This window comes from Microtetraspora malaysiensis (genome assembly GCF_001528665.1).
Classification (GTDB): Bacteria; Actinomycetota; Actinomycetes; order Streptosporangiales; family Streptosporangiaceae; genus Microtetraspora_A; species Microtetraspora_A malaysiensis.
This window is the reverse complement of the sequence record NZ_BBYJ01000007.1, coordinates 322,649-343,870: the sequence shown is the minus strand read 5'-3', so window position 1 is coordinate 343,870 and position 21,222 is coordinate 322,649. Positions and strand designations below refer to the sequence as shown.

Below are 21,222 nucleotides of genomic sequence, written 5' to 3'. Positions count from 1 at the left end.
GGCCGATCCGGGTGCTGGATGTCGGTGGGCGGCCATACGCTAGGGACGTGTCCACCCGAGCCATCACCCATCCTTTGCTTGACGGTCTCAACCCGCATCAGCGTGAGGCCGTGCTCCATCAGGGCGGTCCCCTGCTCATCGTCGCCGGGGCCGGCTCGGGAAAGACGCGCGTGCTCACCCATCGCATCGCGTACCTGCTGTCGGAGCGGAGCGTCCAGCCGGGCGAGATCCTGGCGATCACCTTCACCAACAAGGCCGCCAAGGAGATGAAGGAGCGGGTCGACCGTCTCATCGGTCCCCGGTCCAAGGCCATGTGGGTGATGACCTTCCACAGCGCGTGCGTGCGCATCCTGCGGCGCGAGGCGAAGCGGCTCGGCTTCACCAGCAACTTCTCGATCTACGACCAGGCCGACGCGCAGCGGCTCATGGCGTTGGTCTGCCGCGAGCTCGACCTCGATCCCAAGCGCTACCCGCCCAAGACGTTCTCCGCCCAGGTCAGCAACTTCAAGAACGAGCTGATCGACTACGAGACGGCGGCGGCGAACGCGCAGACGCATCTGGAGCGCACGCTCGCCGAGGCGTACCGCACCTACCAGACGCGGCTCACCGAGGCCGGCGCGATGGACTTCGACGACCTGATCATGCTCACGGTCGCGCTGTTCCAGCTCTTCCCCGAGGTCGCCGAGCACTACCGCCGCCGGTTCCGGCACGTGATGGTCGACGAGTACCAGGACACCAACCACGCGCAGTACGTGCTGGTTCGCGAGCTGGTGGGGCGGCCCGCGCTCCGGACGGCCGACGGTGACCTCGTCCGCCCGGACGAGGCGGGCGACGAGCGGGTCGAGCCCGCCGAGCTGGTCGTGGTGGGCGACGCCGACCAGTCGATCTACGCCTTCCGCGGCGCGTCGATCCGCAACATCCTGGAGTTCGAGCGCGACTACCCGGACGCGAAGACGATCCTGCTGGAGCAGAACTACCGCTCCACCCAGACCATCCTCAACGCCGCCAACGCGGTCATCGCCCGCAACGAGAGCCGCAAGCCCAAGAACCTCTGGTCCGACCAGGGGGCCGGTCCCAAGATCATCGGGTACGTCGCGGACACCGAGCACGACGAGGCCACGTTCGTCGCGCAGGAGGTCGACCGGCTCTGTGACGAGGAGGGGGCCACCCCCGGCCAGGTGGCCGTGTTCTACCGCACCAACGCCGCCTCGCGTGTCTTCGAGGAGGTCTTCATCCGGACCGGCCTGCCGTACAAGGTGGTGGGCGGGGTGCGCTTCTACGAGCGCAAGGAGGTCAAGGACCTGCTCGCCTACCTGCGGGTCCTGGCCAACCCGTACGACACGGTCTCCCTGCGCCGCGTGCTGAACGTGCCCAAGCGGGGCATCGGCGACCGGGCCGAGGCGATGATCGAGGCGTTCGCGAGCCGCGAGCGGATCAGCTTCTGGGAGGGCCTGCGCCGGGCCGACGAGGCCCCCGGCCTGGCCACCCGCTCGCTGAACGCGATCAGGGAGTTCACCGCCCTGCTCGACGATCTGCGGGCCAAGGAGCTGCCGCTGTCCGATCTCGCCGAGGAGGTGCTGGCCGCCACCGGCTACCGCACCGAACTGGAGACGTCGGGCGACCCGCAGGACGAGAGCCGCCTGGAGAACCTCAACGAGCTGATCGCGGTGGCCGCGGAGTTCGAGGAGGGCAACCCCGAGGGCACGCTGGTCGACTTCCTTGAGCAGGTCTCGCTGGTGGCCGACGCCGACCAGATCCCCGAGGGCGAGGACCACGGCGGTGTCGTCACCCTGATGACCCTGCACACCGCGAAGGGGCTGGAGTTCCCCGTGGTGTTCCTCACCGCGATGGAGGACGGCGTCTTCCCGCACATGCGTTCCATGGGCGACCCCAAGGAGCTGGAGGAGGAGCGCCGCCTCGCCTACGTCGGCATCACCCGCGCCCAGCGGCGGCTCTACCTGTCCCGCGCGGCGGTGCGTTCGGCGTGGGGGGCGCCGTCGTTCAACCCGGCGTCGCGGTTCCTGTCCGAGGTGCCGAACGAGCTCGTCGAGTGGCGCGGCGACCCGGCGAAGACCGCGTGGGGGGCGGCCACCTCACGCGAGAGCCGTACGGCGTCCGCGCCCAAGAAGACCGGCCGGCCGATCCCGAGCCTGACCCCGGGTGACCGGGTCACCCACGACAGCTTCGGTCTCGGCACGGTCGTCGCGGTGGAGGGCCAGGCGGAGAAGACCCGCGTGAAGATCGACTTCGGTTCCGACGGTGAGAAGACCCTGATGCTGGCCTACGCCAAGGTCGAGAAGCTCTGACCACGGGGCCGCGGCGAAGGCGGCCGGTCGAGCGCGTCCAGCCGAACGGAAGGCCCGCCGGGTGAGGGGGCCCGCCGGGTCACGAGCCTTTCGGCCGGACCCGGCGGGATGACCGGACACCGTGACCCGGACACGGCGCCCGGACAACGTGCCGCTCAGTCGCCCAGGTTGATGACGTCCGGTACCTCGGGGACGTCGCCGGCGATGTCGCCCACGGAGGCGACTTCACTGGCCGGGGGAGCGGTGATGGAGACCTTCGATCCCCACTTGGTGAACTTGGTGTCGCCCGTCATGGACACCTCGAAGTTGGACTTCTTGACCTTGTACGACATGGTCGTCGCGGTCGTCAGCCGGCGGACGAGCTGGTCGGCGCCGATCCAGAGGTTCCAGTTGATCACGGTCTTGGCGTCGGCCGGCTTCAGGCCCTTGAGGTGCTTCCTCGTCGCCGGGGACGCCGCGTAGAGCTGGCGGAGCGTGATCGACCCGCGGTAGCGCGTGGTGCGGACGCCGTCCAGCGTGCCGCCGTTGTTCTTGCCCTTGGCGGTCGCGAGCACGGCCTTGAGGATGCCCGGGTCGAACGTGTTGATGCCGAGGTTTCCGTCGAGGTTGGCCGCGTTGCCGCCCGGCATGCGCAGCCAGCTCTTGCCGTCGGGGAGCAGGTCGTCGTAGACGCCGCCGGACAGGTAGGAGGTCCCGTTGATGATGATCGTACGGAGCGGGTTCTTCATCCCGTCGAGGGTGTCGTCCTTGCCGAACAGACCGCCGAAGTCGGACTTGGACGTCATGTCGGAGGCGGCGACGCCCGACCTGCCGAACTGAAGCTGGCCTTCGGAGCGGAACTTGAAGGCGGTCATGCCCTCCATGGTGACCTTCGCGGCGGAGGTCACCTGAACACCCTGCTTGGGCTTGACCTGCTTCACGAGGGCCGAGACCGGGTCCGCGGCACGCGGCGTCTGCGCGTACGCGGGGGCGGCGATCACGGGGGCCACCAGCGCCGCGGTTCCCGCGCAGGCAACAGTGGCGATAATTCGCCTCATAAGGGGGGTCCTCCTGTTGGATGCCTTCCCCTGACGCGGAGAAGGTGATCAAGATTAGGTGATCATGCTGCATCCTGCCGCGCGGTGATCACAGGAAAGTCACGAAAATCGACATTTCCTGTGGATTTCCGCAATGGTTTCCGGGAGCGTCGTGGATCGTTCCTCGCTGCGCCGTCCCGTCGTCCCGTCGTCCCGTCCGTGGCGGCGGCGGCGGGGTGACGGCCCGCCCCCGGTCCGCGTACGCCGTCAGGCCCCGTTGCGGCCCCGTGGACCGGCGCTTCCGTGCGTGGACGGCCAGGCGCGAGTCGGCGAGGATGTGAAAGCGGTCGTGTTGCGAGGAGGTCGCGATGGGGGCAATTCGGATCGTTCTTGCCAAGCCGGGACTGGACGGGCACGACCGCGGGATCAAGGTGGTGGCGCGGGCGCTGCGCGACGCGGGCATGGAGGTCGTCTACACCGGCCTGCACCAGACCCCCGAGCAGATCGTGCGGGCTGCGATCCAGGAGGACGCCGCGGCGATCGGGCTGTCGATCCTGTCGGGCGCGCACATGACCCTCTTCGCCCGCCTGCTGGAGGTCCTCAAGGAGCAGGACGCCGAGGACATCGTGGTTTTCGGTGGGGGGATCATCCCCGAGGGCGACATCCCCGAACTCCGGGAAATGGGGGTGGCCGCCATCTTCACGCCGGGCGCGACGACAGAGGAGATCGTCGGCTGGGTACGGTCCGCCATCCCGACAGGGATTTAGGATCTTTTGCGTAACTTTGCCCTATCCGTCAGTCCTTGGCAAGGACTTACCGGTACCCCATGACGCCTTCACCTCCTCGCTGGGGCTAGGCTTCATGCGCGGAAATGCCAGGCAGGTCACCCCGCCTGGCCCTCGACATTACGAAGATCAGCCGAAGGACGGACCCTCGTGGACCTGTTCGAACATCAGGCGAAGGAGCTCTTCGCGGAGTACGGCATCCCGGTGCCGCGAGGCATCGTGGCGCACACCGCAGACGATGCGCGCGCGGCTGCCGAGCAGCTCACCGGGCGTGTCGTCGTCAAGGCCCAGGTCAAGACCGGGGGCCGCGGCAAGGCCGGCGGCGTGAAGGTGGCCGACGACGCGAGCGACGCTCACGCAAAGGCGAAGCAGATTCTCGGGATGGACATCAAGGGCCACACGGTCCACAAGGTCCTGATCGAGGAAGCCAGCCAGATCGCCGAGGAGTACTACTTCTCCTTCCTCCTCGACCGTGCGAACCGTACGTTCCTGGCCATCTGCTCGGCCGCGGGCGGCATGGACATCGAAGAGGTCGCGCACACCGCACCCGAGAAGGTGGCCAAGGTTCCGGTCAACCCCATCGAGGGTGTCGATCTCGCCAGGGCGCGCGAGATCGCGCAGGCCGGCGGCCTGCCCGAGCAGTCGCTGGACGGCGCGGCCGCCCTCATCGAGAAGCTCTGGGCCGTTTTCGTCGACGAGGACGCCACGCTCGTCGAGGTCAACCCCATGATCCTGTCGGCCGACGGCCAGGTTAAGGCCCTCGACGGCAAGGTCACCCTCGACGAGAACGCGAACTTCCGCCAGGCGGAGCACGCGTCGTACGTCGACAAGGCCGCCGAGGACCCGCTCGAGGCGCGGGCCAAGGAGAAGCACCTCAACTACGTCAAGCTCGACGGCACGGTCGGCATCATCGGCAACGGCGCGGGCCTGGTCATGTCCACGCTGGACGTCGTCGCCTACGCAGGCGAGGCCTTCCCCGGCCAGCCCAAGCCGGCCAACTTCCTCGACATCGGCGGCGGCGCCTCGGCCGAGGTCATGGCCAACGGCCTGGAGATCATCCTCTCCGACCCGTCGGTGAAGTCGGTCTTCGTGAACGTCTTCGGCGGCATCACCGCGTGCGACGCGGTCGCCAACGGCATCGTCTCCGCGTTCCAGCTGCTGGAGAGCCGGGGCGAGGCCGTGACGCACCCGCTGGTGGTGCGCCTGGACGGCAACAACGCCACTCTGGGGCGGCAGATTCTGGCCGACGCCGGGCTGCCCCGCGTCGAGCTGGTGGACACCATGGACGACGCGGCCAAGCGCGCCGCCGAGCTTGCTGCGGTAGGTGCGTAATGGCTATCTGGCTGACCGAGAACAGCAAGATCATCGTGCAGGGCATGACCGGCGGTGAGGGCACCAAGCACACCCGCCGCATGCTCGCCTCCGGCGCCAAGGTCGTCGGCGGTGTCAACGCCCGCAAGGCCGGCACCGTCCACGAGGGCCTGCCCGTGTTCGGCACGGTCAAGGAGGCCATGGAGCAGACAGGCGCCGACGTGTCGGTCGTCTTCGTGCCCCCGGCGTTCACCAAGGACGCCGTCAAGGAGGCCATCGACGCCGAGATCCCGCTCTGCGTGGTCATCACCGAGGGCGTGCCCGTCCACGACACCACCGAGTTCTGGGCCTACGCCGGCGCCAAGGGCAACAAGACCCGCATCATCGGGCCGAACTGCCCCGGCATCGCCTCGCCCGGCGCGTCCAACGCGGGCATCATCCCGGCGGACATCACCACCCCCGGCCGCGTCGGCCTGGTGTCGAAGTCCGGCACGCTGACCTACCAGCTCATGTACGAGCTGCGTGACTTCGGCTTCTCCACCTGCGTCGGCATCGGCGGCGACCCGGTCATCGGGACCACCCACATCGACGCTCTCCAGGCGTTCCAGGACGACCCGGCCACCGAGGCGATCGTGATGATCGGCGAGATCGGCGGCGACGCCGAGGAGCGGGCCGCGGCCTACATCGAGGAGCACGTCACCAAGCCGGTCGTCGCCTACGTCGCGGGCTTCACCGCCCCCGAGGGCAAGACCATGGGCCACGCGGGCGCGATCGTCTCCGGCTCCGCCGGTACGGCCCAGGCCAAGAAGGAAGCGCTGGAGAAGGTCGGCGTCCGCGTCGGCAAGACCCCCAGCGAGACCGCGCGCCTCATGCGCGAGATCATGCAGTCCCGCTGACGCCGTAGCGTCGCGATCGAATCACCCCGCGGGGTCCTCAGCCGAGGATCCCGCGGGGTGATTCGCGTCCGGGACCGGAAACACCCGCCCGGGCGGACGAAACGGGCGACACGCGGGCGGCGCAGCACGGCGAAGCCGTACCTTCCTGAGAACATCGACTATTGTGACGGCTCTTCTCGATCAGCTGCGGACAGCCCCCCGTGCCGTTCTCAGCCGCTTCCCCAAAGGCGACGACGACGAGACCCGCAGGCCGCTCCCCGTGTCGGGCATGCTCGCCGGGGCGGGCACCCTCGGCGTCGGCCTCGCGGTGCTGACGACCCTCACCCTGATCGGCTGGGCCGCCGCCCCACGGGGCGCGTTCGGGCAGGGGCTGCCCGGCGTCTTCCGCGCCGCCTGCCAGCTCTGGCTGGCCGCCCACCACGCCGGGTTCGCGATCCCCGGCGGCAGGGTCGGGTTGCTGCCGCTCGGCCTGACCATCCTGCCGGGCGTCCTGCTCTACCGGGCCGGTCTGTGGATGGCCCGCGACGCCGACCTCCGGCTCCGGATGCCCGCCCGGCTGCCCAAGGGGACGCCGCGCGACGTCGAGAACGCCCGGCGCCGGGCCCAGCTCGCGCTCGTCGCCCAGGCCGGCGTCTCGCTGGCAGCGCCGTACGCGCTGCTCGCCGGGATGATCTCCCTCGTCGCGCAGAACGAGGTCACCCAGCCGTTCCTCGGTGAGGCGCTGGCCAGCCATTTCGTGCTGGCGTTCCTGGCCGGGTCGCTGGCCACCGCCCGCACGATCGGCCCGTGGAAGTCGATGCTCCGCCTGCTCCCGGACCGCACCCGCTCGGTCGTCGCCGGTACGGCCGTCGCTCTGTCGATCATGCTCGCCACCGGGCTGCTGCTGGTCCTGGTGGCGATCGCGGTGAAGTTCCCCGAGATCCGGCAGCTCTCGGAGACGCTCAGCCCCGGGTTCGTCGGCGGGCTTCTCCTGCTGCTGGTCGAGGCCCTCTACCTCGTCAACGCCGCGATCTGGGGCATGGCGTACATCGCCGGGCCGGGGTTCGCCATCGGCACCGGCACCCTCGTCGCGCCGACCGGGGTGAAGCTGAGCGCCGTCCCCACCGTGCCGCTGCTCGGCGCGCTGCCGGAGTCCGGCGTCGCCCCCACCTGGATCATGGGCGTGATCGCGCTGCCGTTCCTCGCCGGGGCGGTCGCCGGGGTCGTCGTGGCCCGGGTCGCCCCGACCCCGACGATCGAGGCGGCACCGCTGTGGGGGTTCTGCTGCGGCCTTGCCTCGGGAGCGGCGGCGGGCCTGTTCGCGGCGCTCTCGGGCGGCCCGCTCGGCGGGGCGCGCCTGTCCGCCGTCGGGCCCTCCCCGTGGGAGGTGGCGCTGTCGGTGGCGCTGGAGGTGGGTGTGGCGGCCGGCATCTCGGCCGGCATCGCGAACTGGCTGCTGATCTCGCGCCGCCCGGCGACCCCCGAGCCGGTACGCAAGGCGAGCGCCGTGATCGCCAAGGCGGCGGGGAAGGTCCGGCGCGCCGAGAAGGTCAAGGCGGCCCGCGCCCTTCCCGGCCACTGGCTGGACGCGACCGAGGCCGACACCCAGCCCATCCCCGTGATCAAGGACGACTGGACCGACGAGCACGCCGCCGCGGCGGCGGAGACGTTCGCCGCGATCCGGGCCGCCCGCTCAGAGCCGGTACGGCCGCCGCGGAACGACATCGTGGACGAGTCCGACGACCGCGGCGGCCACGTGATCTACGTCGATCCCTACGCCTGGGAACGCGACTCCTGACACGCCTGTGGGGGAGTCGCTAGCCGGGGAAGGGGAGGTCGGCCGGCCAGGTGACGCCGAGCTTGCGCGCCACGGAGTTCTTGAGCTCGTTCATGCAGTCGTGCTCGGCGGTGACCGTCCCCGCACCCTTGCCGCACTCCACGTACGCGTTGATCTCGGTGGAGAAGAAGAGCTGGGTGGCCACAAGGAGGCCGCCGAACATGAACGCGACGGCCGACACGACCAGCGCCGTGACCGCCGCGCCGACCGGACGGCGGACCCGGCTCAGCGTGCGCACGTCGCGGATCGCGACCGTGAAACCGAGGACCGCCAGCACGACCCCGGCAGCGGGCAGCATGAACGTGCAGATCAGCGCCGCCAGGGCGAGCAACAACGCCCGGCGGCCCCCCAGATCGGAGGCCGGCGTCTGCAGTGGTGCCGTCACGATCCCCACCTTTGCCTTCCGCGCAATTCCTTGCCGCGGCGCCCCGGCTTTCCGCCGGGCCGCCTTCGAATCCTGTGGCCGGAGCCCGATACCCTTTCTACCGGCGAGGGCCCGCTGCCTGCGCCTCCTCACCAGCCGTCCCGAAGGAGTCAGCCCGGTGCCATCCGGACCTCACCATTCCGCAGAGGCCGCCCGGCTCGTGGTGCTCGTCTCCGGTTCCGGAACCAACCTACAAGCCCTTCTCGACGCGGCGACCCCGTCGTTCGGCGCTGTGATCGTCGCCGTCGGGGCGGACCGCGACGGCATCGAGGGGCTGGCCCGGGCCGAGCGCGCCGGGGTGCCCACGTTCGTCGAGCGGGTGGCCGACCACGCCGGCCGCGACGAGTGGGACGAGGCGCTGGCCGGGAAGATCGCCGCCTACAAGCCGGATCTCGTGGTGTCCGCCGGTTTCATGAAGATCCTCGGCCGTCGCGTCCTCGACTCCTTCCCGGTGGTCAACACGCATCCGGCGCTGCTGCCCTCCTTTCCCGGGGCCCACGCCGTACGGGACGCCCTGGCCTACGGCGTCCGCGTCACCGGCTGCACGGTCCACCTGGTCGACACCGGGGTGGACACCGGCCCGGTGATCGCGCAGGAGGCGGTGCCGGTGCGCGAGGGCGACGACGAGGAGACGCTGCACGAGCGGATCAAGACCGTCGAGCGCAGGCTGCTCGTCGAGGTCGTCGGGCGCATGGCACGCGAAGGCTGGACGGTCTCCGGCCGGCGGGTACGCCTGGGGCGTGCCTGACCCCGGTTTCCGGGCAGAACGACCCAGCAGATGAGCTGGGCGAAAACGGAACAGAGAGGATCACGAAGTGACCCGCATCGCCATTCGGCGCGCGCTGATCGCCGTATACGACAAGACCGGGCTCGAAGAGCTGGCCCGGGGCCTTGAGGCGGCGGGCGTCGAGATCGTCTCAACGGGCGGCACCGCCGCCGCCATCGCGTCCTTCGGCGTTCCCGTGACCAAGGTCGAGTCGCTGACCGGCTTCCCCGAGTGCCTGGACGGCCGGGTCAAGACACTGCACCCGAGGGTCCACGCGGGCCTGCTCGCCGACGGCGCGAACCCGTCGCACGTCAAGCAGCTCGACGAGCTGGAGATCGAGCCGTTCCAGCTCGCGGTGGTCAACCTCTACCCGTTCGCCGAGACGGTCGCCTCCGGCGCCTCGGACGCCGAGTGCGTCGAGCAGATCGACATCGGCGGCCCCGCGATGATCCGCGCCGCGGCCAAGAACCACAGCACCGTCGCGGTCGTGGTCGACCCCCGCGCGTACACCAGCGTGCTCGCGGCGGTGGCCGAGGGCGGTTTCACCGTCACCGAGCGGCGGCGGCTCGCCGCCACGGCCTACGCGCACACCGCCGCCTACGACGTGGCCGTGGCCTCCTGGTTCGCGAACGTGTACGCCCCCGACGGCGAGTGGCCGTCCTTCATGGGCGCGGCGTGGCAGCTGCGCACGCCGCTGCGCTACGGCGAGAACCCGCACCAGGGCGCCGCGCTCTACTCCGGCCGGGAGGCCGGCCTGGCGAACGCCGAGCAGCTCCACGGCAAGGAGATGTCCTACAACAACTACGTGGACGCCGACGCCGCGTGGCGGGCCGCGTGGGACTTCGACCGGCCCTGCGTGGCGATCATCAAGCACGCCAACCCCTGCGGCGTGGCGGTCGGCGCGGACGTCGCCGAGGCGCACCGCAAGGCCCACGCGTGCGACCCCGTCTCCGCGTACGGCGGCGTGATCGCGGTGAACCGCGAGGTCACCCGGGAGCTCGCGGAGCAGGTCGCGCCGATCTTCACCGAGGTCCTGGTCGCGCCGTCGTTCACGCCCGAGGCGCTCGACATCCTCAAGGGGAAGAAGAACCTCCGGCTGCTCGTCTGCCCGTCCGGCCCGGCCAACGCGGCGGAGTTCCGCCGGATCGACGGCGGCCTGCTGGTGCAGACCGCGGACCGGGTGGACGCGCCCGGCGACGACCCGGCGACGTGGGAGCTCAAGGCGGGCCCGGCCGTGCCGGACGAGGTGCTGGCCGACCTCACCTTCGCCTGGCGGGCGTGCCGTTCGGTGAAGTCGAACGCGATCCTGCTGGCCGCCGACGGCGCCACCGTGGGCGTCGGCATGGGCCAGGTCAACCGGGTCGACTCCGCGCGTCTCGCAGTGTCCCGCGCGGGCGAGCGCGCCGCGGGCTCGGTGGGCGCCTCCGACGCGTTCTTCCCGTTCGCCGACGGCCTGCAGGTGCTGGCGGAAGCGGGGGTGAAGGCGATCGTCGAGCCGGGCGGCTCGATCCGGGACGAGGAGGTCATCGCCGCCGCGGAGGCGGCCGGCATCAGCCTCTACTTCACCGGCACCCGCCACTTCTTCCACTGATCGGCACGGTCATCACCGTTAGGAGAGCAATGAGCGCGCAGATTCTGGACGGCAAGGCGACCGCCACCAAGATCAAGGCCGACCTCGCCGAGCGGGTGTCGGCCCTGGCCGCCAAGGGCGTCACGCCGGGCCTCGGCACGATCCTCGTCGGCGCCGACCCCGGCAGCCAGATCTACGTCGCGGGCAAGCACCGGGACTGTGCCGAGGTCGGCATCGCGTCCATCCGCGTGGACCTGCCGGAGACGGCGACCCAGGCGGAGGTCGAGGCGGCGATCGACGAGCTCAACGCGTCCCCGGAGTGCACGGGGTACATCGTGCAGCTCCCTCTGCCACGCCACCTCGACACGATGGCGCTGCTGGAGCGGATGGACCCGGCCAAGGACGCCGACGGCCTGCACCCGGTCAACCTCGGCCGTCTCGTCCACATGGTCGACGCCCCGCTGCCGTGCACGCCGCGCGGCATCGTCCACCTGCTGCAGGAGTACGGCGTGCCGCTCAAGGGCGCCGAGGTCGTCGTGGTCGGGCGCGGCATCACGGTCGGGCGCTCGCTCGGCCTGCTGCTGACCCGCCGCTCCGAGAACGCCACGGTGACCACCTGCCACACCGGCACCCAGGACCTGGCCTGGCACACCCGCAAGGCGGACGTGGTCGTCGCCGCGGCCGGCGTGCCCAACCTGATCACGGCGGAGATGGTCAAGCCCGGCGCGGCGGTGCTCGACGTGGGCGTCTCCCGGGTGGACGGCAAGATCGCGGGTGACGTCGCGGCGGACGTCCGCGACGTGGCCGGGTTCGTCGCCCCCAACCCGGGCGGCGTCGGCCCGATGACCCGGGCGATGCTGCTCACCAACGTGGTCGAGGCGGCCGAGCGCGCGGCCGGCTGAGCCGGGGTCAGGCCCGCCCGGGGTCGTGCAGTTGCTGCGCGAGCCAGGGCAGGGCCTGGGGCACCTCCCGGTTCCAGGTGGCGAAGTTGTGCCCGCCGCTCGGCAGGATCAGCGACGACGCCTGCATGGGCGGCTTGACCGCGGCGATGAACGCCTTGGTCGCCTTGTAGTTCGCCTCGCCGTGCTCGCTGCTCGTCACGAGTACCGAGACCGGCGGGGCGGGCAGGTGGGCCAGCCGCCACATCAGGTCGTGCTCGTCCCGCAGCCGCTTGTCGCCGCCGAAGAGGTCGCCCGTGGTGACGTCGATGAGCCCGTGGTAGTAGCCCGACAGGGACACCGCGGCGGAGAACACCTCGGGGTGCTTCATGGCGAGCTTCAGGGCGCAGTAGCCGCCGGTGGAGCCGCCGAGCACGCCCCAGCTCTGGGCGTCCGTGCCGGTCCTGAAGGCGGTGGAGATCGCGTGCTGCAGGTCCGTGCTGAGGAAGGTCTCGGCCTTCGGCCCTCCCGGGACGTCCACGCACTCGGTGTCGCGGGGCGGCGCGACGGTGGGCCGCATGAGCACCATGATCGTCGGATGCATCTGGTGCCCGGCGATGAGGCCGGCGGCGCGCTGCGGCAGGTTCAGCCGCGTGACCAGGTTCTTGGCGTCCCCGGGATATCCGGTCAGGCCCACGATCACCGGGAAGCGGGCGGTGGCGTACTTCTTCTCGAAGTACTGCGGCGGCAGGTAGACGTACGCGGGGGCGCTGAGCCCGCTCCGCGGTCCTGACACGACCACCTCTTCCAGGCGTCCGCCCGAACGGCCGGAGCCGGGGCGCGCCGAGGCCACCGGCGTGCTGTTGAGCACCTGGACCTCGCCCGCGCCGGCCGCCGCGCCCGCCGCGGGGATGATGGGCGCGGTCGAGGTGTCCGTGCCCAGCAGGTCGCTCCAGGACGCGTAGAACGCGAAGTACGAGTTGAGTGCCAGCCCGAGCGCGGCCAGCGTGAGGATCTGGTCGGCGACGAGGACGCCGATCCGGCCCGTGACCGGAAGCCATCCCCGGCCGCTCAGCCGGGGCCACAGCCACACCGTGGCGGCGAGCGCGGCGACGGCGAGCGCCGCGACGAACACCTGCAGCGTGATCGATGTCAGTGCCAAGACCGTCCCCCTGCGGTTTCCCGGACGCGCCGATCCCTCATGGTTCCGCCCCACCCGGAGGCTTCTCCGGGCGCGGTTCGCGTCGCCCCACGCCGCCATGATGCTCGATCATCGCCGGCATGGGGCACGCATCGTTAAAGGTACTCACTCTGGGTAAGGCTGTCGTTAGTCCGATACAGACTGTGATTCATCACCTATTGTGCATTCGTGGCTACTCAGATGAGCCTTCTGCGGGGCGGGGTCTCGCGGCCGTGGGTCCCGGCGGCGGCGGGATACGCCGCGCTGGTCATCGGCGTCCTGGACATCGTCAAGGCGGTCGTGCCGCATGTCCGGACGAGCCGGTTCAACGAGGTGGCCAGCGTCCTGCCGGGCAGCGTCACCACGCTGGCGCAGGCGGGAACGCTCCTCGTGGGCATCTTGCTGATCATGCTCGCGCACGCGCTGCGAAGACGCAAAGTGCGCGCCTGGCGGGCCGTGGTGGTGCTGCTGCCGGTCGGCGCGGCCGTCGAGGCCCTGCGCTGGCGCCATCCGGCCGCCGCGGCGGTGAGCCTGGCCCTCTTCGTGGTGCTGCTGGTCAACCGGCGCGAGTTCTACGCGCTCTCGGATCCGCGCTCCCGCTGGCGCGCGCTGTGGAACTTCCTGATCCTCGGGGCCTTCAACCTCGTCATCGGCTGGCTCTTCGTCGCCATGCACACCCATTCGGTGATCGGCACGCCCACGCTGGCCGACCAGATGGAGCACGTGGTGCTCGGTCTGTTCGGCCTGGAAGGGCCGGTGCAGTACTCCTCGGAGCACGTATCCGACCTGGTGTACTACTCGCTGGCCGGGCTCGGCGCGCTCACCGCCATCACGACGATCTATCTCGTGCTACGGCCCGAGCGGCCCGTCGCCGCGCTCAGCCCCGAGGACGAGGACCGGCTCCGCGCCCTGCTCGGCAAGTACGGCGGGCAGGACTCCCTGGGCTACTTCGCGTTGCGGCGCGACAAGAGCGTCATCTTCTCCCCGAGCGGGAAGGCCGCGATCGCGTACCGGGTCGTGGCGGGGGTCATGCTGGCCAGCGGCGATCCGATCGGCGACGTCGAGGCGTGGCCGGGCGCGATCAACCGCTTCCTCGCGGAGGCGCGGCGGCACGCCTGGGTCCCCTCGGTCATCGGATGCAGCGAGACCGGAGGTCAGGTGTGGACCAGGGTCGGCGACCTGGACGCGCTCGAACTGGGCGACGAGGCCGTCGTCGAGGTCGCCGACTTCACGCTTGAGGGCCGGGCCATGCGCAACGTGCGGCAGATGGTCAACCGGGTCGAGCGCCTCGGCTACACCTGCCGGGTCCGGCGGGTGGGGGACCTGTCGGAGGAGGAGAAGGCGCACATCCGCGACGCCGCCGACTTCTGGCGCGGCACCGAGACCGAACGCGGCTTCTCGATGGCCCTCGGCCGGTTCGGCGATTCGTCGGACGCCGGCTGTGTCGTGGTGACGGCGCACAAGACGAGCGGCGACAGTGGTGAGGGCGCGGGAAGTGGGGAGGGCGCCGACCGGCCCGGCGGCGACATCAGCGCCGTCCTGCACTTCGTGCCGTGGGGTGCGGACGGCATCTCGCTCGACCTGATGCGCCGGGACCGCGAGGCCGACCCGGGGCTCAACGAGCTGCTCATCGTCCGGGCGCTGCAGGCGGCGCCGCAGCTCGGCATCGCCCGGGTCTCCCTGAACTTCGCCATGTTCCGGGCGGCGCTGGCCAGGGGGGAGCGCCTCGGGGCGGGCCCGGTGCTGCGCGCGTGGCGCGGCCTCCTCGTCTTCCTCTCCCGCTGGTTTCAGATCGAGTCGCTGTACAAGTTCAACGCCAAGTTCCGGCCCATCTGGGAGCCGAGGTTCCTGGTGTATCCGCACGCCCGCGACCTGCCGCGGATCGGCGTCTCCGTGCTGCAGGCCGAGGCGTTCCTCACCATGGACCTGCGCGGCCTGCCGTTCCCGCGGGGGAGGGGGGCCGAGGTGGGTGGTGCGATCCGGTGAGCCGGCACGACATGCGGGCTCACCGGCGCGGTGCGCCGACACGGCGGGCCCGCACGCCACGCCGCGTGCGGGCGTACGGCGTCAGCTCGCGCGGCGGCTCGACGTCGGCGGGGTGTGGTGGTGCGCCGGATCGGTGGGCCGCTGGGTCGGGATCACCGGGGTCGGCCGCACCAGGCCGAGCGCCACGACCTCGTTGGCCAGCCGGGTGCGCCGGTTCGTCCCCTCCGGGATGCGGAACTTCTGGTAGAGCCGCAGCAGGTGCTGCTTGACCGCCGCCTCTGTCACCACCAGGTCGTCGGCGATCTCCCGCGCGGTCGCCGGGGCGACGAACGCCTCGTCCGACAGTGCCGGACGGCACAGCGAGGTCAGCACGTCGACCTCGCGGCGGGTCAGCTCGGGCGCGGCGGCCCGGCGCAGCTCGACCTCGGGGGTGAAGTCCTCGCGGGGGATGCCGCCCACCCGCGCCCTGGCGGCGCCGAAGGAGACGACGTCGCCGTCGTCGAGCACCCTCCGGGCGATCGGCCTGCCGTTCACCCGCGTGCCGTTGCGGGACAGCCCCAGGTCGACGACGTACAGATAGGGCCCGCGCCGGACGAATTCGGCGTGCAGCCGCGAAACGCTCGGATCCGTCAGCCGGATGTCGACGCCCTTGCCCCGACCGATCGTGGTGATCTCGGGGCGCAGCGCGATGACCTCGCCGCTGTCCTCGATCCGAATGAACGGCCCCTCCACGGCAGTTCCTCCCCAGGTAGCCCGCCGTTACTTTCGCTACAGATCCGGCTTACCCAGACGTGGGGATCGGGAATCTCCTTTGCCGCAAGGAGAATCACGCTTGAAATTGGTCTGGACCTCTGCGAGGCGCTTTGCCTGCTCACGGGTAGACTTCGGGCGAAGATAAGCGGAGGAAACACTCATGGCGGACAAGCCCACGAAAGGCCTCGCCGATGTCGTCGCCGCGTCGACAGCGCTCAGCGACATCGACGGGAAGGCCGGCCGGCTTTTCTATCGCGGCTACGACATCCACGATCTGGCCGGCCGCACGACCTTCGAAGAGACCGCGCATCTGCTTCAGCACGGCTCACTGCCGTCCCGCGACCAGCTGGCCGCATACGGGGCGGAACTCGTCCGGGGGCGGACCCTCGGGGGGCTGGTCGCGAGCAACATCCCGGAGATCGCCGCGAAGCAGGAACCGATGGAGGCGCTACGCACGCTCGTCTCCCTCGCCGGCGCCGACGACGCGGACAAGGATTCCAACGCGGCCGACGCCAACCTGCGCAAGGCCGCCCGCCTCACGGCGCAGCAGCCGCTCCTGGTCGCTCTTTACCACGCGGCCCGCACCGGCGCCACGATCCCCGACCCCGACCCCGAACTGAGCATCGCGGCGAACTTCCTGCTGCAGATCACCGGGAGGACGCCGTCCCAGCGCGAGGTCGAGATCTTCGACACGTGCCTGGTGCTGCACGCCGACCACACGATGAACGCCTCCACGTTCGCCGCCCGCGTCTGCGCCGCGACCCTCTCCGACATGCACTCGGCGATCGTCGCGGCCATCGGCACGCTGAAGGGCCCCCTGCACGGAGGCGCGAACGAGCAGGTCATGCGTACGCTGGAAGCGATCGACCCCTCCGGGGTGGCGCAGACGGTACGGGACAAGCTCGCGGCGGGTGAGAAGATCATGGGCTTCGGGCACCGGGTCTACAAGACGGAGGACCCGCGGGCGACACATCTTCGGAAGATGTCGCGGGAGCTGGGCGAGGCGTCCGGCGACGACACGTACTACCGGATGTCCAAGGAGATGGAGGAGGTCGTCTTCGCGGAGAAGGGCCTGTATCCGAACGTGGACTTCTACGCGGCGACGGTCTACCACTACCTGGGCATCCCGACGGACCTGTTCACCCCGGTGTTCTCGGTCAGCAGAATGTCCGGGTGGACCGCGCACGTGATCGAGCAGCACGCCGACAACCGGCTGATCCGTCCGGACAGCGAGTACATCGGCGAGCGCGACCAGAAGTGGAAGCCGATCGACGAGCGGTGAGCGGCGCGACCGCCGCGGCGAGCCCGAGCGGGCGCACGGCGGCGGAACGCGCGGCGAGCGCACATGAACGTGCCCGCGAGCCTGCCCGGCGAGCGGGAGTGCGAACACAAACGGTGGGCGACCGAACGGGCGCCGCACCGGACGAGGAGCGAGGGTCACCATAGGCGCTGGTGAGTGTGAGCGGTAAGCCCCTGGGGCCGTACCTGCTGGTCGTGGCGGGTGCGGTCGCCGGGCTGGGCCTGATCGCCTACGGCGTCGCCATCTGGGTGGGCGGCGCGGTCATCGGGTTCGCGCTGATCGCGGGCGCGGCGTTACGGCTGATCGTCCCGGAGGACCGGGCCGGCCTGCTGGGCGTCCGCACGCGGCGGACGGACGCCCTCGTGCTCCTGGTGTTCGGCGCGGCCCTGGTGGCGGGCTCGCTGAGCCTGCTGCTGCGTCTGCACAGCACCTAGCCACGGGCGCGTTCCGCCCGTCCGATAGCCTCAACGGCCAGTGAGCCGCAAAACGGACCGTCTGGCCAGTGTTAGTTCAGAAGGGGAACCACACGCATGCCCAAGATCAAGGTAGCGGGTCCGGTCGTCGAGCTTGACGGCGACGAGATGACCCGGATCATCTGGCAGTTCATCAAGGACCAGCTGATCCTTCCCTACCTCGACGTCGACCTGAAGTACTACGACCTCGGCATCGAGCACCGCGACGCCACCGACGACCAGGTCACGATCGACGCCGCGAACGCCATCAAGCAGCACGGTGTCGGCGTCAAGTGTGCGACGATCACGCCGGACGAGGCCCGGGTCGAGGAGTTCGGCCTGAAGAAGATGTGGAAGTCCCCGAACGGGACGATCCGCAACATCCTCGGCGGCGTCATCTTCCGCGAGCCGATCATCATGTCGAACGTGCCGCGGCTCGTCCCCGGCTGGACCAAGCCGATCGTGGTCGGCCGTCACGCGTTCGGCGACCAGTACCGCGCGACCGACATCAAGGTGCCGGGCGAGGGCACGCTGACCCTGACCTTCACCCCGAAGGACGGCAGCGAGCCGGTCGAGCTCAACGTCTTCGACTTCCCCGGCGGCGGCGTCGCGATGGCGATGTACAACCTGGACGATTCGATCCGCGACTTCGCCCGCGCCTCCATGCGGTACGGCCTGGCCCGGAACTACCCGGTCTACCTGTCGACCAAGAACACGATCCTCAAGGCGTACGACGGCCGGTTCAAGGACATCTTCGCCGAGGTCTACGAGGCCGAGTTCAAGGAGGAGTTCGCGAAGGCCGGAATCACCTACGAGCACCGCCTGATCGACGACATGGTCGCCTCCGCGCTGAAGTGGGAGGGCGGCTACGTCTGGGCGTGCAAGAACTACGACGGTGACGTCCAGTCGGACACCGTGGCGCAGGGCTTCGGGTCGCTCGGCCTGATGACCAGCGTGCTGATGACCCCGGACGGCCGTACGGTCGAGGCCGAGGCCGCCCACGGCACGGTGACCCGCCACTTCCGCCAGCACCAGCAGGGCAAGCCGACCTCCACGAACCCGATCGCCTCGATCTTCGCGTGGACCCGTGGCCTGGCGCACCGCGGCAAGCTGGACAACCAGCCCGAGGTGATCGGTTTCGCCGAGAAGCTGGAGCAGGTCTGCGTCGAGACCGTCGAGGGCGGCCAGATGACCAAGGACCTGGCGCTCCTGGTGGGCGGCGACGCCGAGTGGCTGACCACCCAGGACTTCCTCGCGGCTCTGGACGAGAACCTGAAGAAGAAGATGGCCGGCTGACCATGCCGCCCCGGTGACGGGCCGCTCGCCTTTCTGGCGGGCGGCCCTTCGTCGTTTCCGGGGCGTGGGCGTGTCCCTCGCTGTCGCAGGGGCGCGTTCGGCACGCCCTTGCCGCCCGCGTGGTGAAGGGGCTCGGCACGCCCTTCACGCCGAGCGTGGCCGGCGTGGTCGTGGGGCGGGGGCCGCGGGCCTGGTCACGGCACGGTATCGGGGGGCTGGGAAACGGTCATGGGAGCCGTAAAGTTCTGTTGGTCGAAACTTTGCCGAATCGTGGGGGCTTTGGATGCCGAACGTCGCGCCGCTCGGCCCGGGGGACCCGCTCCGGCTCGGGCCGTTCGTGCTGTCCGGGCGCGTCGGCGAGGGCGGACAGGGCGTGGTCTACCTGGGCCACGGCGAGTCCGGGGAGCCGGTGGCGGTCAAGCTGCTGCACATCAAGTTCAGCGGCGACGCGATGGCGCGCTCCAGGTTCGGCCGCGAGCTGCGGGCCGCCGAGCGGGTCGCGAGCTTCTGCACCGCCCGTGTGATCGCGGCCGACCTCGAAGGCGACACGCCGTACATCGCGAGCGAGTACATCGACGGGCGGTCGCTGCGTGAGGTCGTGGAGGAGAACGGGCCGATCAGCGGGCCCGCGCTGGAGCGGCTCGCCGTGGGCACCGCGACCGCGCTGACGGCGATCCACCACGCGGGCATCGTCCACCGGGACTTCAAGCCGGACAACGTGCTGCTCGCCCCCGACGGGCCACGCGTGGTCGACTTCGGCATCGCGCGGATCATCGACTCGACCGGGACGATCACCAGTCGCGCCATCGGCACACCGGCCTACATGTCCCCGGAGCAGATCTCGGGTGACATGGTGGGGCCGCCCTCCGACGTCTTCGCCTGGGCGTCGACCATCGCGTACGCGGCCACGGGCGCGGTGGCGTTCGGCGGCGACTCGATCGCGGTCGTGCTCAACCGCGTGCTCAACCACGACATCGACGTGAGCATGCTGCCCGAGCCGCTGCGCGGCGTGGTGCGCTCCTGCCTGAACAAGCTTCCCGCCGCCCGGCCGACGGCGGACAGCATCCTGCTGCGCCTGCTCGGCCGTCCCGAGTCGGGGGACGCGTCCACCGTCGTGCTGTCCGAGGGGGCCACCGCGGCCGCCCCGGAGCCGGGCGAGATCACCCGGGAGATGCGGCTGCCCCAGGTGGCGGCGACCGGGGAGAGCCCCGGGAGCGCGCCCCGGTCTCGCGCCTCCCGATCCGGCGAAAGCCGGTTGCCGGAGCGCGAATCCCGGATCAGCCGGGAACACGCCCCCGATGAACCGGCGCCCCAGGCGTGGGAGGCCGGGCCAGGGGACGGCCCCGCGGGGGGCGCGCGGGGGCGGGACATGGAGGAGCCGCACGCCCCGGACCTACCTCCTGGGCGGGAGCTGGCCCAGGACATCTACGTGCGGGACGTCCACACGTGGAGCACGGAGACCTGGGCGACCCACCGGACCGGCTCATCGGACCCCGGACGCCACGACGCCGGTCGCCAGGATGTGGGGAATGACGGCGAAACGCACCCCGCCGGCGCGGGGCGGCGTCGCCGCCGCGGGCGGTTGATCGTCGCGGTCCTGGCGGCGGCCGCCGCACTTGTCGCGGGCGGGACGCTGACGGCCGTGTATCTGAGAGGCGACTCCGGCCTGCCGGATCCGACGTCGACGGGCGGGGGCGGTGCGCGCGGCTCGTCGGCCGCCGCAACCTCCTCCTCCGTCGTGGACAAGGCGCTGCAGACGGGCAGGCTGACCATCGGGGTGAAGGGCGACCTCCCCGGGGTCGGACTCGGCGGGAGCGACGGCTCCTTCGCCGGCTTCGACGTGGACGTGGCGAAGTACATCGCGACCGAGCTCGGGGTACGGGCCGGCGGGGTCACGTTCAAGAGGATCGGCCGGGCCGAGCGGGCCAAGGTGCTGACCGGCCAGGACGTCGACCTCGTCGTCGCGACCTACGCGTACGACGACAACGGGGCGGATCCGGTCGGCTTCGCCGGGCCGTACTACGTGGCGCACACCGACGTGCTGGTGCCGAAGGGCTCGCCGATCCGGCGGATCGAGGACCTGGCGGGCAAGCGCGTGTGCGCCCCGAGCGGCAGCCAGTCGGTCGCGCTCATCCAGGACCGGGTCGACGTGGAGCCGGTCGCCGCCGACAACTACGCGACCTGCATGGACAAGCTCGTCACCGGCCAGGTGGACGCCGTACCGGGAGACGACCTGATCCTGGCGGGGTTCGCCAACCGGGTGCGCGGCCTCCGGCTCGCCGTGGCGGGTCTCAAGCTGACCGACCAGCGCTATGTCGTCGGCATGCCCAAGGGAGACGCCCGCACGTGCGAGGCCGTCCAGGCGGCGATCTCCCGCATGTACGCCGACGGCACGCTGAAGAAGCTGCTTGAGCGGCATTTCGGGGACGTCGACTTCGACGCCGAGGACAAACTTCCCGCGCCCCTCACCTGCGGCTCCTGAGCGTC

17 protein-coding genes are annotated in these 21,222 nt (G+C 70.7%); 13 read left to right on the top strand and 4 right to left on the bottom strand.

What is annotated here, in order from left to right:
* Nucleotides 1–47 precede the first annotated feature (47 nt).
* Complete coding sequence (gene pcrA / locus AWQ71_RS09345; protein ID WP_500778563.1) at nt 48–2,306, top strand: DNA helicase PcrA; 2,259 nt, start codon at nt 48–50, stop codon at nt 2,304–2,306.
* Nucleotides 2,307–2,461: 155 nt separating this feature from the next.
* Here the strand turns inward: pcrA and AWQ71_RS09340 are convergent, their stop codons facing one another.
* Nucleotides 2,462–3,343 carry an SCO4651 family lipoprotein gene (locus tag AWQ71_RS09340; protein WP_157570256.1) on the bottom strand — a complete coding sequence of 294 codons (882 nt, stop codon included), beginning with the start codon at nt 3,341–3,343 and terminating at the stop codon, nt 2,462–2,464.
* Between the two features lie 347 nt (nt 3,344–3,690).
* Here AWQ71_RS09340 and icmB point away from each other — a divergent pair, with 347 nt between their 5' ends.
* The 4 genes from icmB to AWQ71_RS09320 all read left to right on the top strand — a co-directional run bounded on the left by icmB (nt 3,691) and on the right by AWQ71_RS09320 (nt 8,091).
* Entirely contained in the window at nt 3,691–4,089 is a 399-nt protein-coding gene (gene icmB / locus AWQ71_RS09335; RefSeq protein WP_067129817.1) for a coenzyme B12-dependent isobutyryl CoA mutase small subunit, read from the top strand.
* Nucleotides 4,090–4,257: 168 nt separating this feature from the next.
* On the top strand, nt 4,258–5,439 hold the full coding sequence (gene sucC / locus AWQ71_RS09330) for an ADP-forming succinate--CoA ligase subunit beta (protein WP_067129814.1): 1,182 nt from the start codon (nt 4,258–4,260) through the stop codon (nt 5,437–5,439).
* Nucleotides 5,439–6,314 carry a succinate--CoA ligase subunit alpha gene (gene sucD, locus AWQ71_RS09325; protein WP_061253308.1) on the top strand — a complete coding sequence of 292 codons (876 nt, stop codon included), beginning with the start codon at nt 5,439–5,441 and terminating at the stop codon, nt 6,312–6,314. Before sucC ends, sucD begins: the two co-directional genes overlap by 1 nt.
* A 163-nt stretch (nt 6,315–6,477) precedes the next feature.
* Nucleotides 6,478–8,091: a cell division protein PerM gene (locus AWQ71_RS09320; protein WP_067129811.1), complete on the top strand. Its 1,614-nt coding sequence runs from the start codon at nt 6,478–6,480 to the stop codon at nt 8,089–8,091.
* 19 nt (nt 8,092–8,110) lie between these two features.
* Here the strand turns inward: AWQ71_RS09320 and AWQ71_RS09315 are convergent, their stop codons facing one another.
* Nucleotides 8,111–8,515, bottom strand: a complete 405-nt coding sequence (locus AWQ71_RS09315; RefSeq protein ID WP_067130426.1) for a hypothetical protein — start codon at nt 8,513–8,515, stop codon at nt 8,111–8,113.
* A gap of 157 nt (nt 8,516–8,672) precedes the next feature.
* On the opposite strand from AWQ71_RS09315, the gene purN reads away from it, so the two are divergent.
* The 3 genes from purN (at nt 8,673) to AWQ71_RS09300 (ending at nt 11,792) form a co-directional block, all read left to right on the top strand.
* A complete protein-coding gene (gene purN / locus AWQ71_RS09310) occupies nt 8,673–9,302 on the top strand; it encodes a phosphoribosylglycinamide formyltransferase (protein ID WP_067129808.1) in 630 nt (209 codons plus the stop codon).
* A 67-nt stretch (nt 9,303–9,369) separates the two neighbouring features.
* The gene (gene purH / locus AWQ71_RS09305) at nt 9,370–10,911 is read left to right on the top strand and encodes a bifunctional phosphoribosylaminoimidazolecarboxamide formyltransferase/IMP cyclohydrolase (RefSeq protein WP_067129804.1); all 1,542 of its coding nucleotides are present in this window, start codon (nt 9,370–9,372) and stop codon (nt 10,909–10,911) included.
* 29 nt (nt 10,912–10,940) lie between these two features.
* Nucleotides 10,941–11,792 (top strand): bifunctional methylenetetrahydrofolate dehydrogenase/methenyltetrahydrofolate cyclohydrolase, encoded by an 852-nt coding sequence (locus AWQ71_RS09300; protein WP_067129802.1) that lies wholly within the window; start codon nt 10,941–10,943, stop codon nt 11,790–11,792.
* Between the two features lie 7 nt (nt 11,793–11,799).
* Here AWQ71_RS09300 and AWQ71_RS09295 read toward each other — a convergent pair whose 3' ends face one another.
* Nucleotides 11,800–12,930, bottom strand: a complete 1,131-nt coding sequence (locus AWQ71_RS09295; RefSeq protein WP_067129798.1) for an alpha/beta hydrolase — start codon at nt 12,928–12,930, stop codon at nt 11,800–11,802.
* A 207-nt stretch (nt 12,931–13,137) separates the two neighbouring features.
* On the opposite strand from AWQ71_RS09295, the gene AWQ71_RS09290 reads away from it, so the two are divergent.
* Nucleotides 13,138–14,934 (top strand): phosphatidylglycerol lysyltransferase domain-containing protein, encoded by a 1,797-nt coding sequence (locus AWQ71_RS09290; protein ID WP_218001711.1) that lies wholly within the window; start codon nt 13,138–13,140, stop codon nt 14,932–14,934.
* A gap of 81 nt (nt 14,935–15,015) precedes the next feature.
* On the opposite strand, the gene AWQ71_RS09285 is transcribed toward AWQ71_RS09290, so the two are convergent.
* The gene (locus AWQ71_RS09285) at nt 15,016–15,666 is read right to left on the bottom strand and encodes an FHA domain-containing protein (RefSeq protein WP_067129791.1); all 651 of its coding nucleotides are present in this window, start codon (nt 15,664–15,666) and stop codon (nt 15,016–15,018) included.
* 181 nt (nt 15,667–15,847) lie between these two features.
* Between AWQ71_RS09285 and AWQ71_RS09280 the strand changes: the two genes are divergently transcribed.
* The 4 genes from AWQ71_RS09280 (at nt 15,848) to AWQ71_RS09265 (ending at nt 21,217) form a co-directional block, all read left to right on the top strand.
* On the top strand, nt 15,848–16,969 hold the full coding sequence (locus tag AWQ71_RS09280; protein ID WP_067129788.1) for a citrate/2-methylcitrate synthase: 1,122 nt from the start codon (nt 15,848–15,850) through the stop codon (nt 16,967–16,969).
* A gap of 170 nt (nt 16,970–17,139) precedes the next feature.
* Nucleotides 17,140–17,421, top strand: a complete 282-nt coding sequence (locus tag AWQ71_RS09275) for a DUF3017 domain-containing protein (RefSeq protein WP_169806530.1) — start codon at nt 17,140–17,142, stop codon at nt 17,419–17,421.
* A 96-nt stretch (nt 17,422–17,517) separates the two neighbouring features.
* Nucleotides 17,518–18,735, top strand: coding sequence for an NADP-dependent isocitrate dehydrogenase (locus AWQ71_RS09270; protein ID WP_067129784.1), 1,218 nt, complete (start codon nt 17,518–17,520; stop codon nt 18,733–18,735).
* Between the two features lie 283 nt (nt 18,736–19,018).
* Nucleotides 19,019–21,217 (top strand): bifunctional serine/threonine-protein kinase/glutamate ABC transporter substrate-binding protein, encoded by a 2,199-nt coding sequence (locus AWQ71_RS09265; RefSeq protein ID WP_067129781.1) that lies wholly within the window; start codon nt 19,019–19,021, stop codon nt 21,215–21,217.
* Nucleotides 21,218–21,222: the final 5 nt, after the last annotated feature.